This window comes from Pseudomonas monachiensis, from assembly GCF_047345015.1.
GTDB classification, from domain to species: Bacteria; Pseudomonadota; Gammaproteobacteria; order Pseudomonadales; family Pseudomonadaceae; genus Aquipseudomonas; species Aquipseudomonas monachiensis.
Genome location: NZ_CP178857.1, coordinates 1,036,550 through 1,054,206 on the forward strand (window position 1 = coordinate 1,036,550; position 17,657 = coordinate 1,054,206).

A 17,657-nucleotide genomic window follows, 5' to 3' on the forward strand; every position below is an offset into this window, starting at 1 on the left:
GCCATATCTCGACAGTGAGGGGCTAGTCTGCTAGAGATCACAAAACCGGCCGAAACCCCGCAGGAATGGGCCTTTTCTGCATTTTGTTACAGTAAAAATAAGCTGTCGTCACACGCCCAATTAACCTGACTTTCGAGGCAGAAACACAGATCGGCACCCGAGTGCAACCGTGCGTAGCGTTTCGGGTGATGTCGCGGGCTGTTTAGGCTAGAATGCACGGCCTCAAAGCACACCCCTTCCCGAGGCTGTCCCGAAGATGTTGATCCTGCGCGGCGCTCCTGCCCTTTCTGCCTTTCGCCACAGCAAGCTCCTTGAGCAACTGAGCCAGAAGGTTCCGGCTGTCAGTGGCCTGTATGCTGAATTCGCTCACTTCGCCGAAGTTACCGGCGTCCTGACCGGCGACGAACAGCAGGTGCTTGCGCGCCTTCTGAAGTACGGTCCAAGCGTTCCGGTACAGGAACCGACCGGTCGTCTGTTTCTGGTACTGCCGCGTTTCGGCACCATCTCGCCGTGGTCGAGCAAGGCCAGCGACATCGCTCGCAACTGTGGCCTGGCGAAAATCCAGCGTCTGGAGCGCGGTATCGCGTTCTACGTGGCCGGCCAGTTCAGCGACGCTGAAGCCCAGCTGATCGCCGACGGTCTGCACGACCGCATGACCCAGATCGTCCTGGGCAACCTCGAACAGGCCGCCGGCCTGTTCAGCCACGCCGAGCCAAAACCCCTGACCGCGATCGACGTGTTGGGTGGTGGCCGCGCCGCGCTGGAAAAAGCCAACACCGAGCTGGGCCTGGCCCTGGCCGAAGACGAGATCGACTACCTGGTCAACGCCTTCGTCGGCTTGAAGCGCAACCCGCACGACATCGAACTGATGATGTTCGCCCAGGCGAACTCCGAGCACTGCCGCCACAAGATCTTCAACGCCAGTTGGGATATCGACGGCGAGAGCCAGGAAAAAAGCCTGTTCGGCATGATCAAGAACACCTACGTGATGCACAGCGAAGGCGTTCTGTCAGCTTATAAGGACAACGCTTCGGTGATCGTCGGCTCCGTGGCCGGTCGTTTCTTCCCGGACCCTGAGACCCGCCAGTACGGCGCGGTGCAGGAACCGGTGCACATCCTGATGAAGGTTGAAACCCACAACCACCCGACCGCGATTGCTCCGTTCCCGGGCGCATCCACCGGTTCCGGTGGCGAAATCCGCGACGAAGGCGCGACCGGCCGTGGCGCCAAGCCGAAGGCTGGCCTGACCGGTTTCACCGTGTCGAACCTGCAGATCCCGGGCTTCGAACAGCCGTGGGAAGTGCCGTACGGCAAGCCTGAGCGCATCGTTACCGCGCTGGACATCATGATCGAAGGCCCGCTGGGCGGCGCTGCGTTCAACAACGAATTCGGTCGTCCGGCGCTGACCGGCTACTTCCGTACCTTCGAACAATCGATCACCACCCCGCACGGTGACGAAGTTCGCGGTTACCACAAGCCGATCATGCTGGCTGGCGGCATGGGCAACATCCGTGAAGAACACGTCAAGAAAGGCGAGATCCTGGTCGGCTCCAAGCTGATCGTGCTCGGCGGCCCGGCGATGCTGATCGGCCTGGGCGGCGGCGCGGCTTCCTCCATGGCCACCGGTACCAGCTCGGCAGACCTGGACTTCGCTTCGGTACAGCGCGAAAACCCGGAAATGGAACGTCGCTGCCAGGAAGTCATCGACCGTTGCTGGCAGCTGGGCGACAAGAACCCGATCAGCTTCATCCACGACGTGGGTGCGGGCGGTCTGTCCAACGCCTTCCCGGAGCTGGTCAACGACGGCGACCGTGGTGGCCGTTTCGAACTGCGCAACATTCCAAACGACGAGCCGGGCATGGCCCCGCACGAAATCTGGTCCAACGAATCCCAGGAACGCTACGTTCTGGCGGTCGGTCCGGCTGACTTCGAGCGCTTCAAGGCCATCTGCGAACGCGAGCGTTGCCCGTTTGCCGTGGTCGGCGAAGCCACTGCCGAACCGCAGCTGACCGTGACCGACAGCCACTTCGGCAACAGCCCGGTGGACATGCCACTGGAAGTGTTGCTGGGCAAGGCTCCGCGCATGCACCGTTCGGTGGTTCGTGAAAGCGAGCTGGGCGACGATTTCGATCCGTCGACCCTCGACATCGCCAACTGCGTCGAGCGCGTCCTGCATCACCCGGCCGTGGCGAGCAAGAGCTTCCTGATCACCATCGGCGACCGCACCATCACCGGCCTCGTGGCCCGTGACCAGATGGTCGGCCCATGGCAGGTTCCGGTGGCCGACGTTGCCGTCACCGCCACCAGCTTCGACGTCTACACCGGTGAAGCCATGGCCATGGGCGAGCGTACTCCGCTGGCACTGCTGGACGCTCCGGCGTCGGGCCGCATGGCCATCGGCGAAACCCTGACCAACATCGCTGCTTCGCGCATCGGCAAGATCTCCGACATCAAGTTGTCGGCGAACTGGATGTCCGCAGCCGGTCACCCGGGTGAAGATGCACGCCTGTACGACACCGTGAAAGCGGTCGGCATGGAGCTGTGCCCTGAGCTGGGTATCACCATTCCTGTGGGCAAGGACTCGATGTCCATGGCCACCCGCTGGAACGATGAAGGCGTGGACAAGTCCGTCACGTCGCCGATGTCCCTGATCGTGACCGGTTTCGCGCCAGTGACTGACATCCGTCAGACCCTGACCCCGCAACTGCGCATGGACAAGGGCACCACCGACCTGATCCTGATCGACCTGGGCCGTGGCCAGAACCGCATGGGCGCCTCGATCCTGGCACAGGTTCACGGCAAGCTCGGCAAGCAGGCTCCGGACGTCGATGACGCCGAAGACCTGAAAGCTTTCTTCGCGGTGATCCAGGGCCTCAACGCCGACGGTCACCTGCTGGCCTACCACGACCGTTCCGACGGTGGTCTGCTGACCAGCGTTGTCGAGATGGCGTTCGCCGGTCACTGTGGCCTGAGCCTGAACCTCGACGGTCTGGCGGAAACCTCCGACGACATCGCCGCCATCCTGTTCAACGAAGAACTGGGCGCCGTGATCCAGGTTCGCCAGGACGCTACCCCGGACATCCTCGCGCAGTTCAGCGCCGCCGGCCTGGGCGATTGCGTGTCGGTGATCGGTCAGCCAATGAACAATGGCGAGATCAGCATCACCTTCAACGGTGACACCGTGTTCGAAGGCCAGCGTCGTCTGCTGCAACGCCAGTGGGCCGAGACCAGCTACCAGATCCAGCGTCTGCGCGATAATGCCGACTGCGCCGAGCAAGAGTTCGACGTGCTGCTGGAAGAAGACAACCCTGGCCTGAGCGTCAAGCTGAGCTACGACATCAACCAGGACATCGCCGCGCCTTACATCAAGAAAGGCATTCGCCCACAGGTTGCCGTACTGCGTGAGCAGGGCGTCAACGGTCAGGTGGAAATGGCGGCTGCATTCGACCGCGCCGGTTTCAACGCGATCGACGTGCACATGAGCGACATTCTGGCCGGCCGTGTCGACCTGAACGAGTTCAAGGGCATGGTCGCTTGCGGTGGTTTCTCTTACGGCGACGTACTGGGTGCCGGTGAAGGCTGGGCGAAATCCGCGCTGTTCAACAGCCGTGCCCGCGATGCGTTCCAGGGTTTCTTCGAACGCAACGACAGCTTCACCCTCGGCGTGTGCAACGGTTGCCAGATGATGTCCAACCTGCACGAGCTGATCCCGGGCAGCGAGTTCTGGCCGCACTTTGTGCGTAACCGTTCCGAGCAGTTCGAAGCCCGTGTTGCCATGGTGCAGATCCAGGAGTCGAACTCGATCTTCCTGCAAGGCATGGCCGGTTCGCGCATGCCGATCGCCATCGCCCACGGCGAAGGCCATGCCGAGTTCGCCAGCGAAGAAGCACTGCTGGAAGCCGATCTGTCCGGTTGCGTGGCGATGCGTTTCGTCGACAACCACGGCAAGGTCACCGAAAGCTACCCGGCCAACCCGAACGGTTCGCCGCGCGGGATCACCGGTTTGACCAGCCGCGACGGTCGCGTGACCATCATGATGCCGCACCCGGAGCGTGTGTTCCGCGCCGTGCAGAACTCGTGGCGTTCGGACGACTGGAACGAAGATGCACCGCTGATGCGTATGTTCCGTAATGCTCGGGTCTGGGTAAACTAAAAGCGGGTGAACCAAGCGCCGTGTACAAGCTCAGCTTTTTTGTTCCAACCAGTCACGTCGAAGACGTGAAGAGTGCCGTATTCGCCGCCGGTGGCGGTCGAATCGGTGCTTACGACCACTGCGCATGGCAGGTGTTGGGCCTGGGCCAGTTTCGTCCACTGGATGGCAGCCAGCCGTTCATTGGCGAGGCCGGGCAGGTCGAGCAGGTCGAGGAATGGAAGGTTGAGCTGGTGGTGGCCAATGAGTTGATTCGTTCGGTGGTGGCGGCTCTGAAACAGAGCCATCCCTACGAGACGCCGGCTTATGAAGTGTGGCGGTTGGAGGATTTCTGATCTTCCTGGCTGCTGAAATGAGAAACCCGCTGAAAGAGATTTCAGCGGGTTTTTTATTGCCTTGAGTTCCCCTCCTACAATATGTGCGTCGTAGATTAAACCTTGGCACTCACCTCACTGCGATTGACCAACGCTTCCAGCGCATCACTCAAGCTCGACGCCTTGTCGCCAATCAGCAGATGCCAGATGCCGCCTTCAAGCTGGCTGACACCCTGGCAGCCCAGCGCTTTCAAATCACACTCCGACAGCGCCTTGCCATTGGCTAGTTGCAGGCGGATGCGGGTCATGGCGACGCAATCGAGTTGCAGCACATTGTCGCCACCCCCCAGGGCATTGAGCCATTGCTGCGCCTCGGGTGTCGCCACGGCGGCAGGTGGCGCTGCTTCGGTTTCCGCCGCTGGTGACGACACCAGGGCGCGGCCCAACGCCGGCATTGCCAGGCGAATCTCATCGGCGATGACATCGGCCATTGGCCCGACCACCACCTGCAAACTCCCGCCCTTGCCGGGGCGCACCACGGCCATGGCGCCGAGCGCTTTCAAATCGGTATCCGAGGCCTTGTTGCGATCCACCATGTCCAGGCGCAAGCGGGTGGTGCAAGCGCCGACGGTGATCAGGTTTTCGGCTCCGCCCAAGGCCTTGATGTAAGCCCCGGCGCGTTCATTGTCGGCCACCTTAACCTGCGGGCTGGCAGCGCTGGTTTCGCGGCCCGGTGTCTTCAGGTCGAAGCGGCGGATACAGAAATCAAACACCACGTAATAGATCACCGCATACGCCAGGCCCACCGGGAACACCAGCCAGCCGTTGGTGGACTTGCCCCAGCCAAGGATCATGTCGATGAAGCCGCCGGAGAAGGTGAACCCCAGGTGGATGTTCAGGGCATTGGTGATGGCCATCGACAGGCCGGTCAGCAACGCATGCAGCAGAAACAGCAGCGGCGCGAGGAACATGAAGGCGAATTCGATCGGCTCGGTGACGCCGGTCAGGAACGCGGTCAATGCCATCGACAGGAAGATCCCGCCCATTACCTTGCGCCGCTCCGGCAGGGCGTTGCGGTACATCGCCAGGCAGGCGGCGGGCAGGCCGAAGATCATCATCGGGAACATGCCGGTCATGAACTGGCCACCCTTCGGGTCGCCGGCGAAGTAGCGCGACAGGTCGCCAGTCACCAGTGCGCCAGTGGTGGGGTCGGTAAAATTACCGAACACGAACCACGCCATGTTGTTGAGGATGTGGTGCAGGCCGGTGACGATCAGCAGGCGGTTGAACACACCGAAAACGAACGCGCCGAAGCTGCCGCTTTCCATCATCAGCGTGCCGAAGCTGTTGATGCCGTGCTGGATCGGCGGCCAGATGTAGCCGAACACCACGCCCAGCCCCACGGCGGCGAACCCGGTGACAATCGGCACAAAACGCCGGCCACCGAAGAACGCCAGGTACTCCGGCAGCTTGATGTCCTTGAAGCGGTTGTACAGCGCGCCAGCCATCAGGCCGCTGACGATCCCGGCAAGCATGCCCATGTTGATGCTCGGGTCGAGCACCTTGAGGGTGGAGATCATCACCAGGTAGCCGATCACCCCGGCAAGCCCCGCCGTACCGTTGTTGTCCTTGGCGAAACCGACCGCGATGCCGATGGCGAAGATCATCGCCAGGTTGGCGAAGATCACCTGGCCAGCGTCGTGGATGATAGCGATGTTCAGCAGGTCGGTATCGCCCAGGCGCAGCAGCAGGCCGGCAATCGGCAGGATCGCGATCGGCAGCATCAGCGCGCGGCCGAGGCGTTGCAGGCCTTCGATGAAAAGTTGGTACATGGCGGTTCTCCGTGGATTTTTGTTCTTCTTTTGTAAAGAGCTCAGCTCAGCGGCCAATGCTGGTGGCAGGCGTGACGCACCGCGCTGGCGCTGCCCAGCTTGAGCAGATCCTGGCTGATGCGCCGGCATTCGCTGGCGTCGAGGTGACGCACGCGGTCCTTGATTTCACCGACCTGTACCGGGCTCACCGACAACTCACTGACCCCCAGGCCGATCAACACCGGCGTGGCCAATGGATCGGACGCCAGTGCACCGCACACACCCACCCAACGGTTGTGCTGTGCCGCACCGGCGCAGGTCTGGGCGATCAGCCGCAACAGTGCCGGGTGCAGCGCATCGACGCGCGCAGCGAGCCCGGCGTGGTCGCGGTCCATGGCCAGGGTGTATTGCGACAGGTCGTTGGTGCCGATGGACAGGAAGTCCGCGTGTTCGGCCAGTTGCTCGGCCAGCAGCGCGGCGGCCGGCACTTCGATCATCACCCCCAGCTCCGGACGTTGTGCCAGGCCAAGTTCACTGCACAAGGCGTCGAGGCGCTGGCGGATGTGCAGCAGTTCATCGACTTCCGTGACCATCGGCAGCAGGATCCGGCAGCGTGACAACGGGTTGAGGTGCAACAATGCGCGCAGTTGCTGGTCGAGTAGTTCTGGACGGACCTGAGCCAGGCGAATGCCGCGCAGACCGAGCACCGGATTGGCCTCGGCGGGCAGTGGCAGGTAGTCCAGTTGCTTGTCGCCGCCGACGTCGATGGTGCGGATGATCACCGACTTGTCGCCCATGGCGTCGAGCACTGCTTGATAGGCGTGGTGCTGTTCCTGTTCGTCGGGGGCGGTGTGGCGGTCGACGAAGAGAAACTCGGTGCGCAGCAAGCCGACGCCGTCGGCGCCATTGGCCAGTGCGTCTGCCGCTTCCGTGCTGGACGCCACATTGGCAGCGACTTCGATGCGCAGGCCATCGCTGGTCAGCGCGGGTGTGTGCGCCTGGGCCTGCTGTTCGGCCCGGCGTTGTTGCTGTTGCTGTTGCAACTGGCGCACGTCGGCCAGGCGCTGTGTGCCGGGTGTCAGTTCGAGGCGGCCACCGTCGGCGTCCAGCACCACCGGTTGCCCTTGTTGCTGATCGAGCAGCGTCGAGCCCAGTGCGACCAAGCATGGCAGGCCTTTGCCCCGGGCCAGAATCGCCACGTGAGAAGTCGCGCCGCCTTCGGCCATGCACAGCCCCGCGACGCCTTGCTGGCTCAGCTGCAGTAAATCCGATGGCGTCAGTTCATGGGCCGCGACGATGGCGCCGGCCGGCACATCGTAATGCCAGGTATCGCCGAGCAACGCGCGCAGCACCCGTTGCTTGAGGTCGCGCAGGTCGTTGGCGCGTTCGGCCAGCAGCGTGCTGCCGGTTTGCTGGAGGACTTCGCATTGCGCGTCGATGGCCTGGCTCCATGCGTGGGTCGCGGCTGTACCCTGGGCGACGGTTTGGCTGGCGGCGTCCAGCAGGGCCGGGTCTTCGAGCAGTGCCAGGTGCGCGGCGAAAATCGCCTCTTCAGCGGTGTCCTTGTGTTTTCTCGCCAGGGCCAGTGTGTGCTCGATTTCGCTGCGCACCTGGCTCAGTGCCGCGTCCAGCACGTGCTGTTGTTGCTGCGGATCATGATGGCCGGCATCCACCGGCAGGCTGATCGCATTCAGGCGAAACAGCGGCCCGCCGACCAGCCCGGGCGCGGCGCAGACACCGTGCAATACGCCGGCTTCGGCGGGGCGATTGCGTTGGGCAATCGTGGCTGGCGCGGCGGCGTGATGGTCTTCGGCCAGGGCTGTGGATAACGCTGTCAGCAAGGCTTGCAGCGCGGCTTCGGCGTCCGGGCCCTGGCAACTGACCTGGACCTCCGCCTGTTCGCCGATGGCCAGTCCCATCAGGCCGATCAGGCTGTCGCAGGTGGCCGACTTGCCGGCGAAATGCAGCTGCGACTTGCTTTTGAAGCCTTGCGCGGTCTGACGGATCAACGCCGCCGGCCGCGCGTGCAGGCCGCCACGGTGAGCAATGCGCACCAGACCGACAATCTCTGCGCCGGCAAACTCGGTATCCACCTGTGCGCTCGACGTCTGTCGACGAATGATGTGCAGCAGCGGCTCGCCGACCTTGACCGACTTGAGGGTGATGGGCCGTGCCTGAAAGTCCTGGCTATTGGTGAGGATCAGCAGGCTGACCAGGCTCTTGCACTGTTGCGCGACCTTGTCCAGGTCGTAGCGCAGCAGCGGCTGGCCGTTGGCGACGCGCGCGCCTTCCTTGACCAGCATCGAGAAGCCCTGGCCCTGCAACTCGACCGTGTCGAGGCCCAGGTGCAGGAGCAATTCCGCGCCGTTGTCGGCACGCAGGGTTAGCGCGTGACCGGTGCGGGCGACATGCACCACCACGCCCGCGCAGGGGGCGTGGAGCGTGTCGTTGAGCGGATCGATGGCGATGCCGTCACCCATGGCGCCGCTGGCAAACACCGGGTCCGGGACTTTGGCGAGCGTGAGCACCGGGCCGCTGAGCGGGGCGCTTAAGGTCAGCTCTTTATTGTTGTTATGCATGGCTCGGTCTCATCAAAAAATACGGTTCGGATCAACCCACTCCCTGTAGGAGCTGCCGAAGGCTGCGATCTTTTGATCTTGTCTTTAAAAAGATCGCAGCCTCGTTTCACTCGACAGCTCCTACAGGGGAATTCGCACCCCTGGCTCAATGGGTGCGTGTCACTTTGCTCAGGTGCCGTGGCTGGTCCGGGTCCATGCCACGGGCCACGGCCAGGCCGGCGGCCATCACGTAGAAACTCTGGATCGCCAGAATCGGGTCGAGGGCCGGGTGTTCGGCACGGGTCAGGGTCAGGTCGCGTTCAAGCACGTCATCCGGTGCGGCCAGCAGGACACGGGCGCCGCGTTGGCGCATGTCGGCGGCCAGGCTCAGCAGACCGGCCTGTTCGGCACCCCGTGGGGCAAACACCAGCAGCGGGTAGTTGTCGCCGATCAAGGCCATCGGGCCGTGACGAACTTCAGCGCTGCTGAAGGCTTCGGCCTGGATCGCCGAGGTTTCCTTGAACTTGAGCGCCGCTTCCTGGGCAATGGCGAAACCGGCGCCACGGCCGATCACCATCAGCCGCTGACAATCGCGCAGGGCGTCGATGGCCGGGCTCCAGTCCTGTTGCGCGGCGTGGCGCAGGCCATCGGGCAAGGCAGAGCCGGCCTCGAGCAATTCGGCGTCTTCTTTCCAGTGGCCAATCAGCCGGGCGCTGGCGCTGAGGGTGGCGATAAAGCTCTTGGTCGCGGCGACGCTGCTTTCGGTGCCGGCACACAGTGGCAGGCTGAATTCACAGGCGGCCTCCAGTGGCGACTCTTCGGCGTTGACCAGCGAAATGCTCAGGGCACCGCGCTTGCGCAACAGGCGCAGGCTGTTGACCAGGTCCGGGCTTTGCCCCGATTGCGAAAAGGCGAATGCCACCTGGCCACTGACCTTCAATGGCGCCTGCTGCATGGTCACCACGGACATCGGCAGCGACGCCACCGGGATGCCCAGCAGTTGCATGGTCAGGTAGGCAAAGTAACTGGCGGCATGGTCGGAGCTGCCGCGCGCCACGGTCATGGCCACTTGCGGCGGCTGACGACGCAGGCGCCCGGCGATCTCAATCATCTGCGGGTCGAGTTTTTGCAACTGGGCCTGCACGGCCTCGAACGAGGACAGCGCCTCTTCAAGCATTTTTGAAGTCAATGTCTTCTCCTTCGACCATCACGGCGGTCAGTTTCAGTGAGCGATCCAGCCGCACGCAGTCGGCCCAGGCCCCTGGTTGCAGGCGCCCGCGTTCGGTGATGCCGAGGTAGTCGGCGGGGAATTGCGACAGGCGCTGCGAGGCTTCGGCGAGGGGCAGGCCGATCTTCACCAGGTTGCGCAGGGCCTGATCCATGGTCAGAGTGCTGCCGGCCAGGGTGCCGTCGGGCAGGCGCACGCCGCCCAGGCATTTGGTCACGGTGTGGCTGCCGAGCTTGTATTCACCGTCGGGCATGCCGGCGGCGGCGGTCGAATCGGTGACGCAATACAGGCACGGAATAGAGCGCAGGGCCACGCGGATGGCGCCGGGGTGCACGTGCAGCAAGTCCGGGATCAGTTCGGCGTATTTGGCGTGGGCCAAGGCTGCGCCGACGATCCCGGGCTCGCGGTGATGCAGAGGGCTCATGGCGTTGTAGAGGTGGGTGAAACTGCTGGCGCCGGCCTCCAGCGCGGCCACGCCTTCCTCATAACTGCCCAGGGTGTGGCCGATCTGCATGCGGATGCCGCGGCTGCTGAGGTCGCGGATCAAGGCGTCGTGACCGGCGATTTCCGGGGCAATGGTGATCACACGGATCGGCGCGAGCGCAAGGTACGCTTCGACTTCGGCCATCAGCGCGGTGTGGGCGAAGTTGGGTTGCGCGCCGAGTTTGCCGGGGTTGATGTAGGGGCCTTCGAGGTGCACGCCGAGCACCCGGGCGCAGCCTTGGGGCCGCTGCTCACAGAATTCGCCGACGGCCTGGAGCACGCTGGAGATTTCTTCGCTCGGTGCGGTCATGGTGGTGGCCAGCAGCGACGTGGTGCCGAAGCGCACGTGGGTACGGGTGATGGTTTCGAAGGCCGGCGCGCCTTCCATGATGTCTTTGCCGCCGCCGCCGTGAACGTGCAGGTCGATGAAACCCGGCAGCAGGTAGGGCAGGTCATTGTCCGCCGGATCGCAGGGCTGGCCTTCGATCGACACGACTTTGCCGTGTTCGTGCACCAGTCGGCCGCGAACCCAGCCGTGGGCGGTGAGGATGTTGTCTTCGGACATGATCGGGGTCTCGGTGTTTGGCGACGCAGTTCTTTATCTACGGAGCTCTTTATCTTCGAAGCTCTTTATCTGCGGAGCTCTGCGACAAAGTCGTAGTAGTCGTTACGGCAATAGGTGTCGGTGACTTCGATGGGCGTGTTGTCTTCGAGGTAGCCGACCCGGGTCATCAGCAACATGGCGGTGCCAGGAGTGATGCCCACCAGTGCGGCGAACTCGTCCGAGGCATTGATCGCCTGGATGTGCTGCAGGGCGCGGACCACCGGCTTGCCGATGCCGTCGAGGAATTCGTAGAGGGAATCGCCCACCGCCTGGGGCTTGGGAATGATCGAGGCGGGCAGGGTGCTCATCTCGATGGCCATCACCGTGTCGTCGGCCTTGCGCAGGCGTTTGAGGCGCGCAACCTTGTCGTTGGGCGACAGGCCGAGGCGGATCAACTCTTCGTGGGTCGGCAGGGTGATTTCCCGCTCCAGCCATTGCGAACCGGGCACGAAACCCTTGAGGCGGAGCATTTCGCTGAAGCCGGAAAGACGCGACAACGGTTGTTCGAGGCGCGGCGTGATGAAGGTGCCGGAGCCTTGGTTGCGGCGGATCAGGCCTTGCTCGAACAACACTTCCAGCGCCTTGCGGGCGGTGACGCGGGAGATGCCCAGCGCCTCGCTCAAATTGCGTTCCGATGGCATCGCCTGCTCGGCTTTCCACTGGCCGGCGTGGATCGCCGCTTCCAGATTGCGTGCCAGTTGCAGGTACAACGGCGTGGGTTGGGTGTCGTCGGGGCGCAGGGCCTGGAGATCGTTCATGGCGGGTGTCCGGGGCGGATATTGGAATGTTTTTGCCCGTGAATGGGCAAAAACTAATACCACTTGAATACCATGTCAACGCCGGAGCTTTGCTGTTTGTGTAGGAAGTGCTGCCTTGTCGACTGCTTGAAATGGAGGTTGGTTTGAAGTGGTATTAGTGGTGGGCTTTGAAGCGACAAAGATCGCAGCCTGCGGCAGCTCCTACAGAGCGAAATGGTATTCACCCTGTAGGAGCTGCCGAAGGCTGCGATCTTTTGAATTTATTTTTTGCGGGCGACCAATGGTCGTGGGGAATTACGGGCGGATTTCGATCATCGTGCCGTCCGGCACCAGGTTCCAGACTTCGCGCATGTCCATGTTGCGCATGGCGATGCAGCCGTCGGTCCAGTCCAGGGTGTGGAACAGGTCTTCGGGCGTGTCTTCGCTGTCCGGAGTGCCGTGGATCATGATCATGCCGCCGGGCTCGACGCCTTCACGACGGGCGCGGGCAGAGTCGCTGATGTTCGGGTAGGAAATGTGCATCGCCAGGTTGAAGCGGTCGCTGATCTTGCGCCAGTCGACCCAGTAGAAACCTTCCGGGGTGCGCTTGTCGCCTTCCATCAGCTTGGGCCCCTTGGGACGCTTGCCCAGGGAAATGCGATAGGTCTTGAGCGGCTTGCCGTCATTGATCAATTGCAATTGATGGGAAGACTTGAGAATCAGAATCTTCTCGATGACCTTGCCGTCCAGGGTTTCCACGGCAGAAGCCTGGGACACCGTGACGAACGACAAACAGAACAGGGCAAGCAACCAGCGCATTGAAACGATTCCCCAGGAGGTGTCGCGACTATTTATGTATAGAAGTTTTTGCAGGAGCTGCCGCAGGCTCGTGCCGCGTTCAGGCGGTCTTTAGGCGCCTTTGAGTGATGCCGCGATGACATCAGATAATGGCAGGCTGAGCAAGTGGCGGGATCGATTCAGACCGAACGGGATAGACCTCGGTCCGCCGGTCAGCGAAGAAGCATTCTAAGGTACGGCCCACCGTGCGGAAAGCCAGCTCATCCCATGGAATGTCCGCTTCGTCGAATAGTTGCACTTCCAGGCTCTCGGGGCCGGCAGAAAAGTCCAGGTCCGCAAGTGTGGCACGGAAGAACACATGCACCTGGCTGATGTGCGGCACGTCGATCAGGGTATAGATGCTCAGGTTGCGCACCCGGGCGCAGGCTTCCTCGGCGGTTTCGCGAATGGCGGCCTGTTCGATGGTCTCGCCGTTCTCCATGAAACCGGCGGGCAGGGTCCAGTAGCCGCGACGTGGCTCGATGGCCCGCCGGCACAACAACACCTTGGTGCCCCAGGTCGCCACGCAACCGGCGACGATGTTGGGGTTCTGGTAGTGAATGGCGTGACAGCTGTCGCAGACAAAACGCAGGCGCGAATCGCCTTCGGGAATGCGCTGGGTCACCGGGTTACCGCACTGGCTGCAAAATTTCATGCTGGGGTTCCTGAATGCTGCGCCTATCTTGGCGTGCGGCAGTGCCGGTCGGCAAGTTGTCGTTTCGCGACATGGGGCGGTTGCGGGGGTTGGGCGACCGCAGCGATTGGTGCATGATGCCGGGTAAGGCACAGATCGAGAACACTCATGCTGGACGAGCTACTGCATCGGGTTAGTCACCACACACCACGCATACTGGAGACCGACCGTCGTTTTCCCGAGGCCGCGGTGCTGGTACCCATCACCCGCAGTGACGAGCCCGAGCTGGTGTTGACCCTGCGTGCCAGCGGCCTGTCGACCCATGGCGGCGAAGTCGCCTTCCCCGGCGGACGCCGTGACCCCGAAGACCCTGACCTGATTTTCACCGCCCTGCGAGAAGCCGAAGAAGAGATCGGCCTGCCGCCCGGGCTGGTCGAGGTGATCGGCCCGCTCAGCCCGTTGATCAGCCTGCATGGCATCAAGGTCACGCCCTATGTCGGGGTGATCCCGGATTTTGTCGAATACCGGGCCAACGACGCCGAGATCGCCGCGGTGTTCAGCGTGCCCCTGGAGTTCTTCCGCAAAGACCCCCGCGAACATACCCATCGCATCGATTATCAGGGCCGCAGCTGGTACGTGCCGAGCTATCGCTTTGGCGAATACAAGATCTGGGGGCTGACGGCGATCATGATCGTCGAGTTGATCAACCTGCTGTATGACGCCAAAATCAGCCTGCATCAGCCTCCCAAAAGCTTTATCAATATCTGAAGCCATCGTTCGAATGGCCTGAATCCTGATTTTGCTGACAAAAAGCCTGCCTGAGCCTTGAGGAATACCACAATGAAATACCGCCTGGGCGACGCCCGCGTCGAAACCCATCCACAGAGCTGGGTCGCACCCAATGCCGTGCTGGTGGGCAAGGTCAAACTGGAAGAGGGCGCCAACGTCTGGTTCAACGCCGTATTGCGCGGCGACAACGAGTTGATCCTGATCGGCAAGAACAGCAACGTCCAGGACGGCACCGTGATGCACACCGACATGGGCTACCCGCTGACCATCGGCACCGGCGTGACCATCGGCCACAACGCCATGCTCCACGGCTGTACCGTCGGCGACTACAGCCTGATCGGCATCAACGCGGTGATTCTCAATGGCGCGAAGATCGGCAAGAACTGCATCATCGGCGCCAACTCGCTGATCGGCGAAGGCAAGGAGATTCCGGATGGATCGCTGGTCATGGGGTCGCCTGGCAAAGTGGTGCGCGAATTGACCGAGCCGCAGATCAAGATGCTGGAGGCGAGTGCTGTTCACTACGTGCACAACTCGCAGCGTTATGCCCGCGATCTGGCCGAGCAGGAAGAATGACTGCCACTGAACGCCCGGTTGCATCGCCCTGCGTGAACATTTGTGCGCTGGATGACGATGACATCTGCACCGGTTGCCAACGTACCGTGGAAGAAATCACCCGCTGGAGCCGCATGGACAACGACGAACGCCGCAAGGTGCTTGGGTTGTGTCATGAGCGGGCGAAGTCCAGTGGGTTGGTGTGGATGATCGGCAAAACGCCTGGTCAGTAATAGAAGATCAAAAGATCGCAGCCTCCGGCAGCTCCTACACCGATCCTTGTAGGAGCTGCCGGAGGCTGCGATCTTTTGACTTTGAGGTCAGCTGAAGTACCCTGTGCACAAAATTGACAGGTACTTGTACACGCCATGCTCTTCCTGATCGCCTACATCAGCAGCGTCGTGCTGATCAACTACGCCTTTTCCACCGCGCCGCACCTGGACATCATCTGGTCGGCCTGGGGTGGGCTGGTGTTTGTGTTGCGCGACATGGTGCAAGCCCGATTCGGGCATGGCGCCCTCGCGGCGATGCTGGTGGCGCTGGTGTTGTCCTATGTTACCTCCGATCCGTCCATCGCCCTGGCCAGCGCCACGGCGTTCGCGGTATCCGAGTGCATCGACTGGCTGGTGTTCAGCATCACCAAACGCCCGCTGCACGACCGTCTGTGGATAAGTTCGGCCCTGAGCATCCCCCTCGATACCTTTATCTTTTTCGGCATGATCGACGCCCTGACGCCGGGGGTGATCCTCACCGCCCTGGGTTCGAAGTTCGCCGGGGTCACCGCCGTGTGGCTGATCATGGCCTGGCGCCTGCGCAAACAGGCTGTCGTCAGCTGAAGTTCATGTAAAATGCCGCGCTTTCTCCCCATGGGAAGCGCGCATGGCGACGCGTCCCTCGATGATCCGCTCCTTGAGGACCTTCAGATGACCCGTATCGGAACCCCATTGTCGCCCACCGCGACCCGCGTATTGATGTGTGGCTGTGGCGAGTTGGGCAAGGAAGTGGTGATCGAGCTGCAACGCCTGGGCGTTGAAGTGATTGCCGTGGACCGCTACGCCAATGCGCCGGCCATGCAGGTGGCGCACCGCAGCCACGTGATCAACATGCTCGACGGTGCTGCCTTGCGCGCCGTGATCGAAGCCGAGAAACCGCATTTCATCGTCCCGGAAATCGAAGCCATCGCCACCGCGACCCTGGTGGAGCTGGAAGCCGAAGGCTTCAACGTGATCCCGACCGCCCGTGCCGCGCAATTAACCATGAACCGCGAAGGCATCCGTCGCCTGGCCGCTGAAGAGCTGGACCTGCCAACCTCGCCGTACCACTTCGCCGATACTTTCGAGGACTACAGCAAAGCCGTTGAAGACCTCGGTTTTCCATGCGTGGTCAAGCCGGTCATGAGTTCCTCGGGCAAGGGCCAGAGCCTGCTGCGCAGCATCGATGACGTGCAGAAAGCCTGGGACTACGCCCAGGAAGGCGGCCGTGCCGGTAAAGGTCGGGTGATCATCGAAGGTTTCATCGATTTCGACTACGAAATCACCCTGCTGACCGTGCGCCACGTCGGCGGCACCACCTTCTGCGCACCGGTCGGCCACCGTCAGGAGAAGGGCGACTATCAGGAATCCTGGCAGCCACAAGCCATGAGCCCGGTTGCCTTGGCTGAATCCGAGCGTGTCGCCAAGGCTGTGACCGAAGCCTTGGGTGGCCGTGGTCTGTTCGGCGTCGAGCTGTTCATCAAGGGCGATCAGGTGTGGTTCAGTGAAGTCTCGCCGCGCCCGCATGACACCGGCCTGGTGACCCTGATCTCCCAGGACCTGTCGCAGTTCGCCCTGCATGCCCGCGCGATTCTGGGCCTGCCGATCCCGTTGATCCGTCAGTTCGGGCCTTCGGCCTCGGCGGTGATCCTGGTGGAAGGGCAGTCGACCCAGACCGCTTTCGCCAACCTGGGTGCTGCCTTGAGCGAACCGGATACCGCGCTGCGCCTGTTCGGCAAGCCTGAAGTCAACGGCCAGCGCCGCATGGGCGTGGCCCTGGCCCGCGACGAATCGATCGAAGCCGCCCGCGCCAAGGCGACCCGTGCTTCGCAGGCGGTTGTCGTAGAGCTGTAAAAACTCTCTCGGGCAGGTCTGTAACCCACAGGTTCAGTGGTCCGGCCCGACTTTACGGGTCGACCTATAATTTGTGAATGCTCAAGTTCCTTTATTAAAGCTCCAGGCCTGTACCTCATGAATTCCCAAAGCATCATCGTCCCGAAAATCTCCACCCTGCCGGTACACGAACCCCGGGCCCGGGCCGTCGTGCGCTGGCTGGTGCGCAAGAACATCATCGAGGAAGAGCTGACCACCTGTGGCCGCACCGGCAATCGCATGGCCCACGCCATCGCCGACGGTGCCCGCGCAGTGGTCCTGCACCCCGAAGCCCTGCCGTTCGGCGAGCCGATCAATGGCCTGGAGATCATCACCAAGCGCTGCATCTATACGCCAGCCAAGGGTTTCCTTGAAGAGGCGGGCTGCGCCGAGTGCCGCAAGGAAGTGGGTGAAGCCCTGTTCGAAAGCCTGGAAGACTGGATGCCGGGGCGCACCGACAACTTCACCTGCCCCGAATGCGGGCATGAAGACGACATCAACGGCTTTCTGTTCCTGCAGGAATGCGGCTTCTCCAACCTCGGTTTCATCTTCAATAACTGGGCCGAAGCCGGGTTCAAGCAGAGCTTTATCGATGAGTTCGCCGATTGGCTCGATCAGCCGGTCAGTTGGGTGAAAGTCGAACTCTAAACGCCGTATTCCCCTGTAAGAGCTGCCGCAGGCTGCGATCTTTTGATCTTGTTTTGTGAAAATCAAAGTCAAAAGATCGCAGCCTTCGGCAGCTCCTACGAAAAGCCCAAATCCCCGTATATCTGTAACATCGATAATAGACAGAGTTTTACATTGAACCCGAGGGGGTGTCTGACTATAATGGCG

At 62.2% G+C, this 17,657-nt stretch carries 15 protein-coding genes; 8 read left to right on the forward strand and 7 right to left on the reverse strand.

The window, feature by feature from the left end; all coding sequences use genetic code 11:
* The first annotated feature begins 256 nt into the window (after positions 1-256).
* Both purL and ACMDB8_RS04585 read left to right on the forward strand, forming a co-directional pair.
* Positions 257-4,153, forward strand: coding sequence for a phosphoribosylformylglycinamidine synthase (gene purL / locus ACMDB8_RS04580; protein WP_056721224.1), 3,897 nt, complete (start codon positions 257-259; stop codon positions 4,151-4,153).
* Between the two features lie 20 nt (positions 4,154-4,173).
* The gene (locus ACMDB8_RS04585; RefSeq protein ID WP_056721222.1) at positions 4,174-4,485 is read left to right on the forward strand and encodes a YqfO family protein; all 312 of its coding nucleotides are present in this window, start codon (positions 4,174-4,176) and stop codon (positions 4,483-4,485) included.
* A 95-nt stretch (positions 4,486-4,580) separates the two neighbouring features.
* Here ACMDB8_RS04585 and nagE read toward each other — a convergent pair whose 3' ends face one another.
* The 7 genes from nagE to ACMDB8_RS04620 all read right to left on the reverse strand — a co-directional run bounded on the left by nagE (position 4,581) and on the right by ACMDB8_RS04620 (position 13,377).
* Positions 4,581-6,296 carry an N-acetylglucosamine-specific PTS transporter subunit IIBC gene (gene nagE, locus ACMDB8_RS04590; protein WP_223542203.1) on the reverse strand — a complete coding sequence of 572 codons (1,716 nt, stop codon included), beginning with the start codon at positions 6,294-6,296 and terminating at the stop codon, positions 4,581-4,583.
* 41 nt (positions 6,297-6,337) lie between these two features.
* Positions 6,338-8,854, reverse strand: a complete 2,517-nt coding sequence (gene ptsP, locus ACMDB8_RS04595) for a phosphoenolpyruvate--protein phosphotransferase (RefSeq protein ID WP_409078266.1) — start codon at positions 8,852-8,854, stop codon at positions 6,338-6,340.
* A gap of 145 nt (positions 8,855-8,999) precedes the next feature.
* Positions 9,000-10,022: an SIS domain-containing protein gene (locus ACMDB8_RS04600; RefSeq protein ID WP_156385694.1), complete on the reverse strand. Its 1,023-nt coding sequence runs from the start codon at positions 10,020-10,022 to the stop codon at positions 9,000-9,002.
* Positions 10,003-11,109: an N-acetylglucosamine-6-phosphate deacetylase gene (gene nagA / locus ACMDB8_RS04605; RefSeq protein ID WP_409078265.1), complete on the reverse strand. Its 1,107-nt coding sequence runs from the start codon at positions 11,107-11,109 to the stop codon at positions 10,003-10,005. Before nagA ends, ACMDB8_RS04600 begins: the two co-directional genes overlap by 20 nt.
* Before the next feature lie 65 nt (positions 11,110-11,174).
* On the reverse strand, positions 11,175-11,906 hold the full coding sequence (locus tag ACMDB8_RS04610) for a GntR family transcriptional regulator (protein ID WP_223542200.1): 732 nt from the start codon (positions 11,904-11,906) through the stop codon (positions 11,175-11,177).
* Positions 11,907-12,200: 294 nt separating this feature from the next.
* On the reverse strand, positions 12,201-12,704 hold the full coding sequence (locus tag ACMDB8_RS04615) for a L,D-transpeptidase family protein (protein WP_007982819.1): 504 nt from the start codon (positions 12,702-12,704) through the stop codon (positions 12,201-12,203).
* A gap of 121 nt (positions 12,705-12,825) precedes the next feature.
* Positions 12,826-13,377, reverse strand: coding sequence for an NUDIX hydrolase (locus tag ACMDB8_RS04620; RefSeq protein ID WP_056721207.1), 552 nt, complete (start codon positions 13,375-13,377; stop codon positions 12,826-12,828).
* A gap of 147 nt (positions 13,378-13,524) precedes the next feature.
* Between ACMDB8_RS04620 and ACMDB8_RS04625 the strand changes: the two genes are divergently transcribed.
* The 6 genes from ACMDB8_RS04625 (at position 13,525) to ACMDB8_RS04650 (ending at position 17,471) form a co-directional block, all read left to right on the forward strand.
* On the forward strand, positions 13,525-14,124 hold the full coding sequence (locus ACMDB8_RS04625; protein WP_056721205.1) for a CoA pyrophosphatase: 600 nt from the start codon (positions 13,525-13,527) through the stop codon (positions 14,122-14,124).
* A gap of 72 nt (positions 14,125-14,196) precedes the next feature.
* The gene (locus ACMDB8_RS04630) at positions 14,197-14,721 is read left to right on the forward strand and encodes a gamma carbonic anhydrase family protein (protein WP_056721203.1); all 525 of its coding nucleotides are present in this window, start codon (positions 14,197-14,199) and stop codon (positions 14,719-14,721) included.
* Positions 14,718-14,933 carry a DUF1289 domain-containing protein gene (locus ACMDB8_RS04635; RefSeq protein ID WP_056721201.1) on the forward strand — a complete coding sequence of 72 codons (216 nt, stop codon included), beginning with the start codon at positions 14,718-14,720 and terminating at the stop codon, positions 14,931-14,933. The genes ACMDB8_RS04630 and ACMDB8_RS04635 overlap by 4 nt, the downstream gene beginning before the upstream one ends.
* A gap of 135 nt (positions 14,934-15,068) precedes the next feature.
* Positions 15,069-15,536: a VUT family protein gene (locus ACMDB8_RS04640; protein WP_056721198.1), complete on the forward strand. Its 468-nt coding sequence runs from the start codon at positions 15,069-15,071 to the stop codon at positions 15,534-15,536.
* 87 nt (positions 15,537-15,623) lie between these two features.
* Positions 15,624-16,805, forward strand: coding sequence for a formate-dependent phosphoribosylglycinamide formyltransferase (gene purT / locus ACMDB8_RS04645; protein ID WP_056721196.1), 1,182 nt, complete (start codon positions 15,624-15,626; stop codon positions 16,803-16,805).
* A 117-nt stretch (positions 16,806-16,922) separates the two neighbouring features.
* Positions 16,923-17,471 carry a hypothetical protein gene (locus ACMDB8_RS04650; protein ID WP_046040989.1) on the forward strand — a complete coding sequence of 183 codons (549 nt, stop codon included), beginning with the start codon at positions 16,923-16,925 and terminating at the stop codon, positions 17,469-17,471.
* Positions 17,472-17,657: the final 186 nt, after the last annotated feature.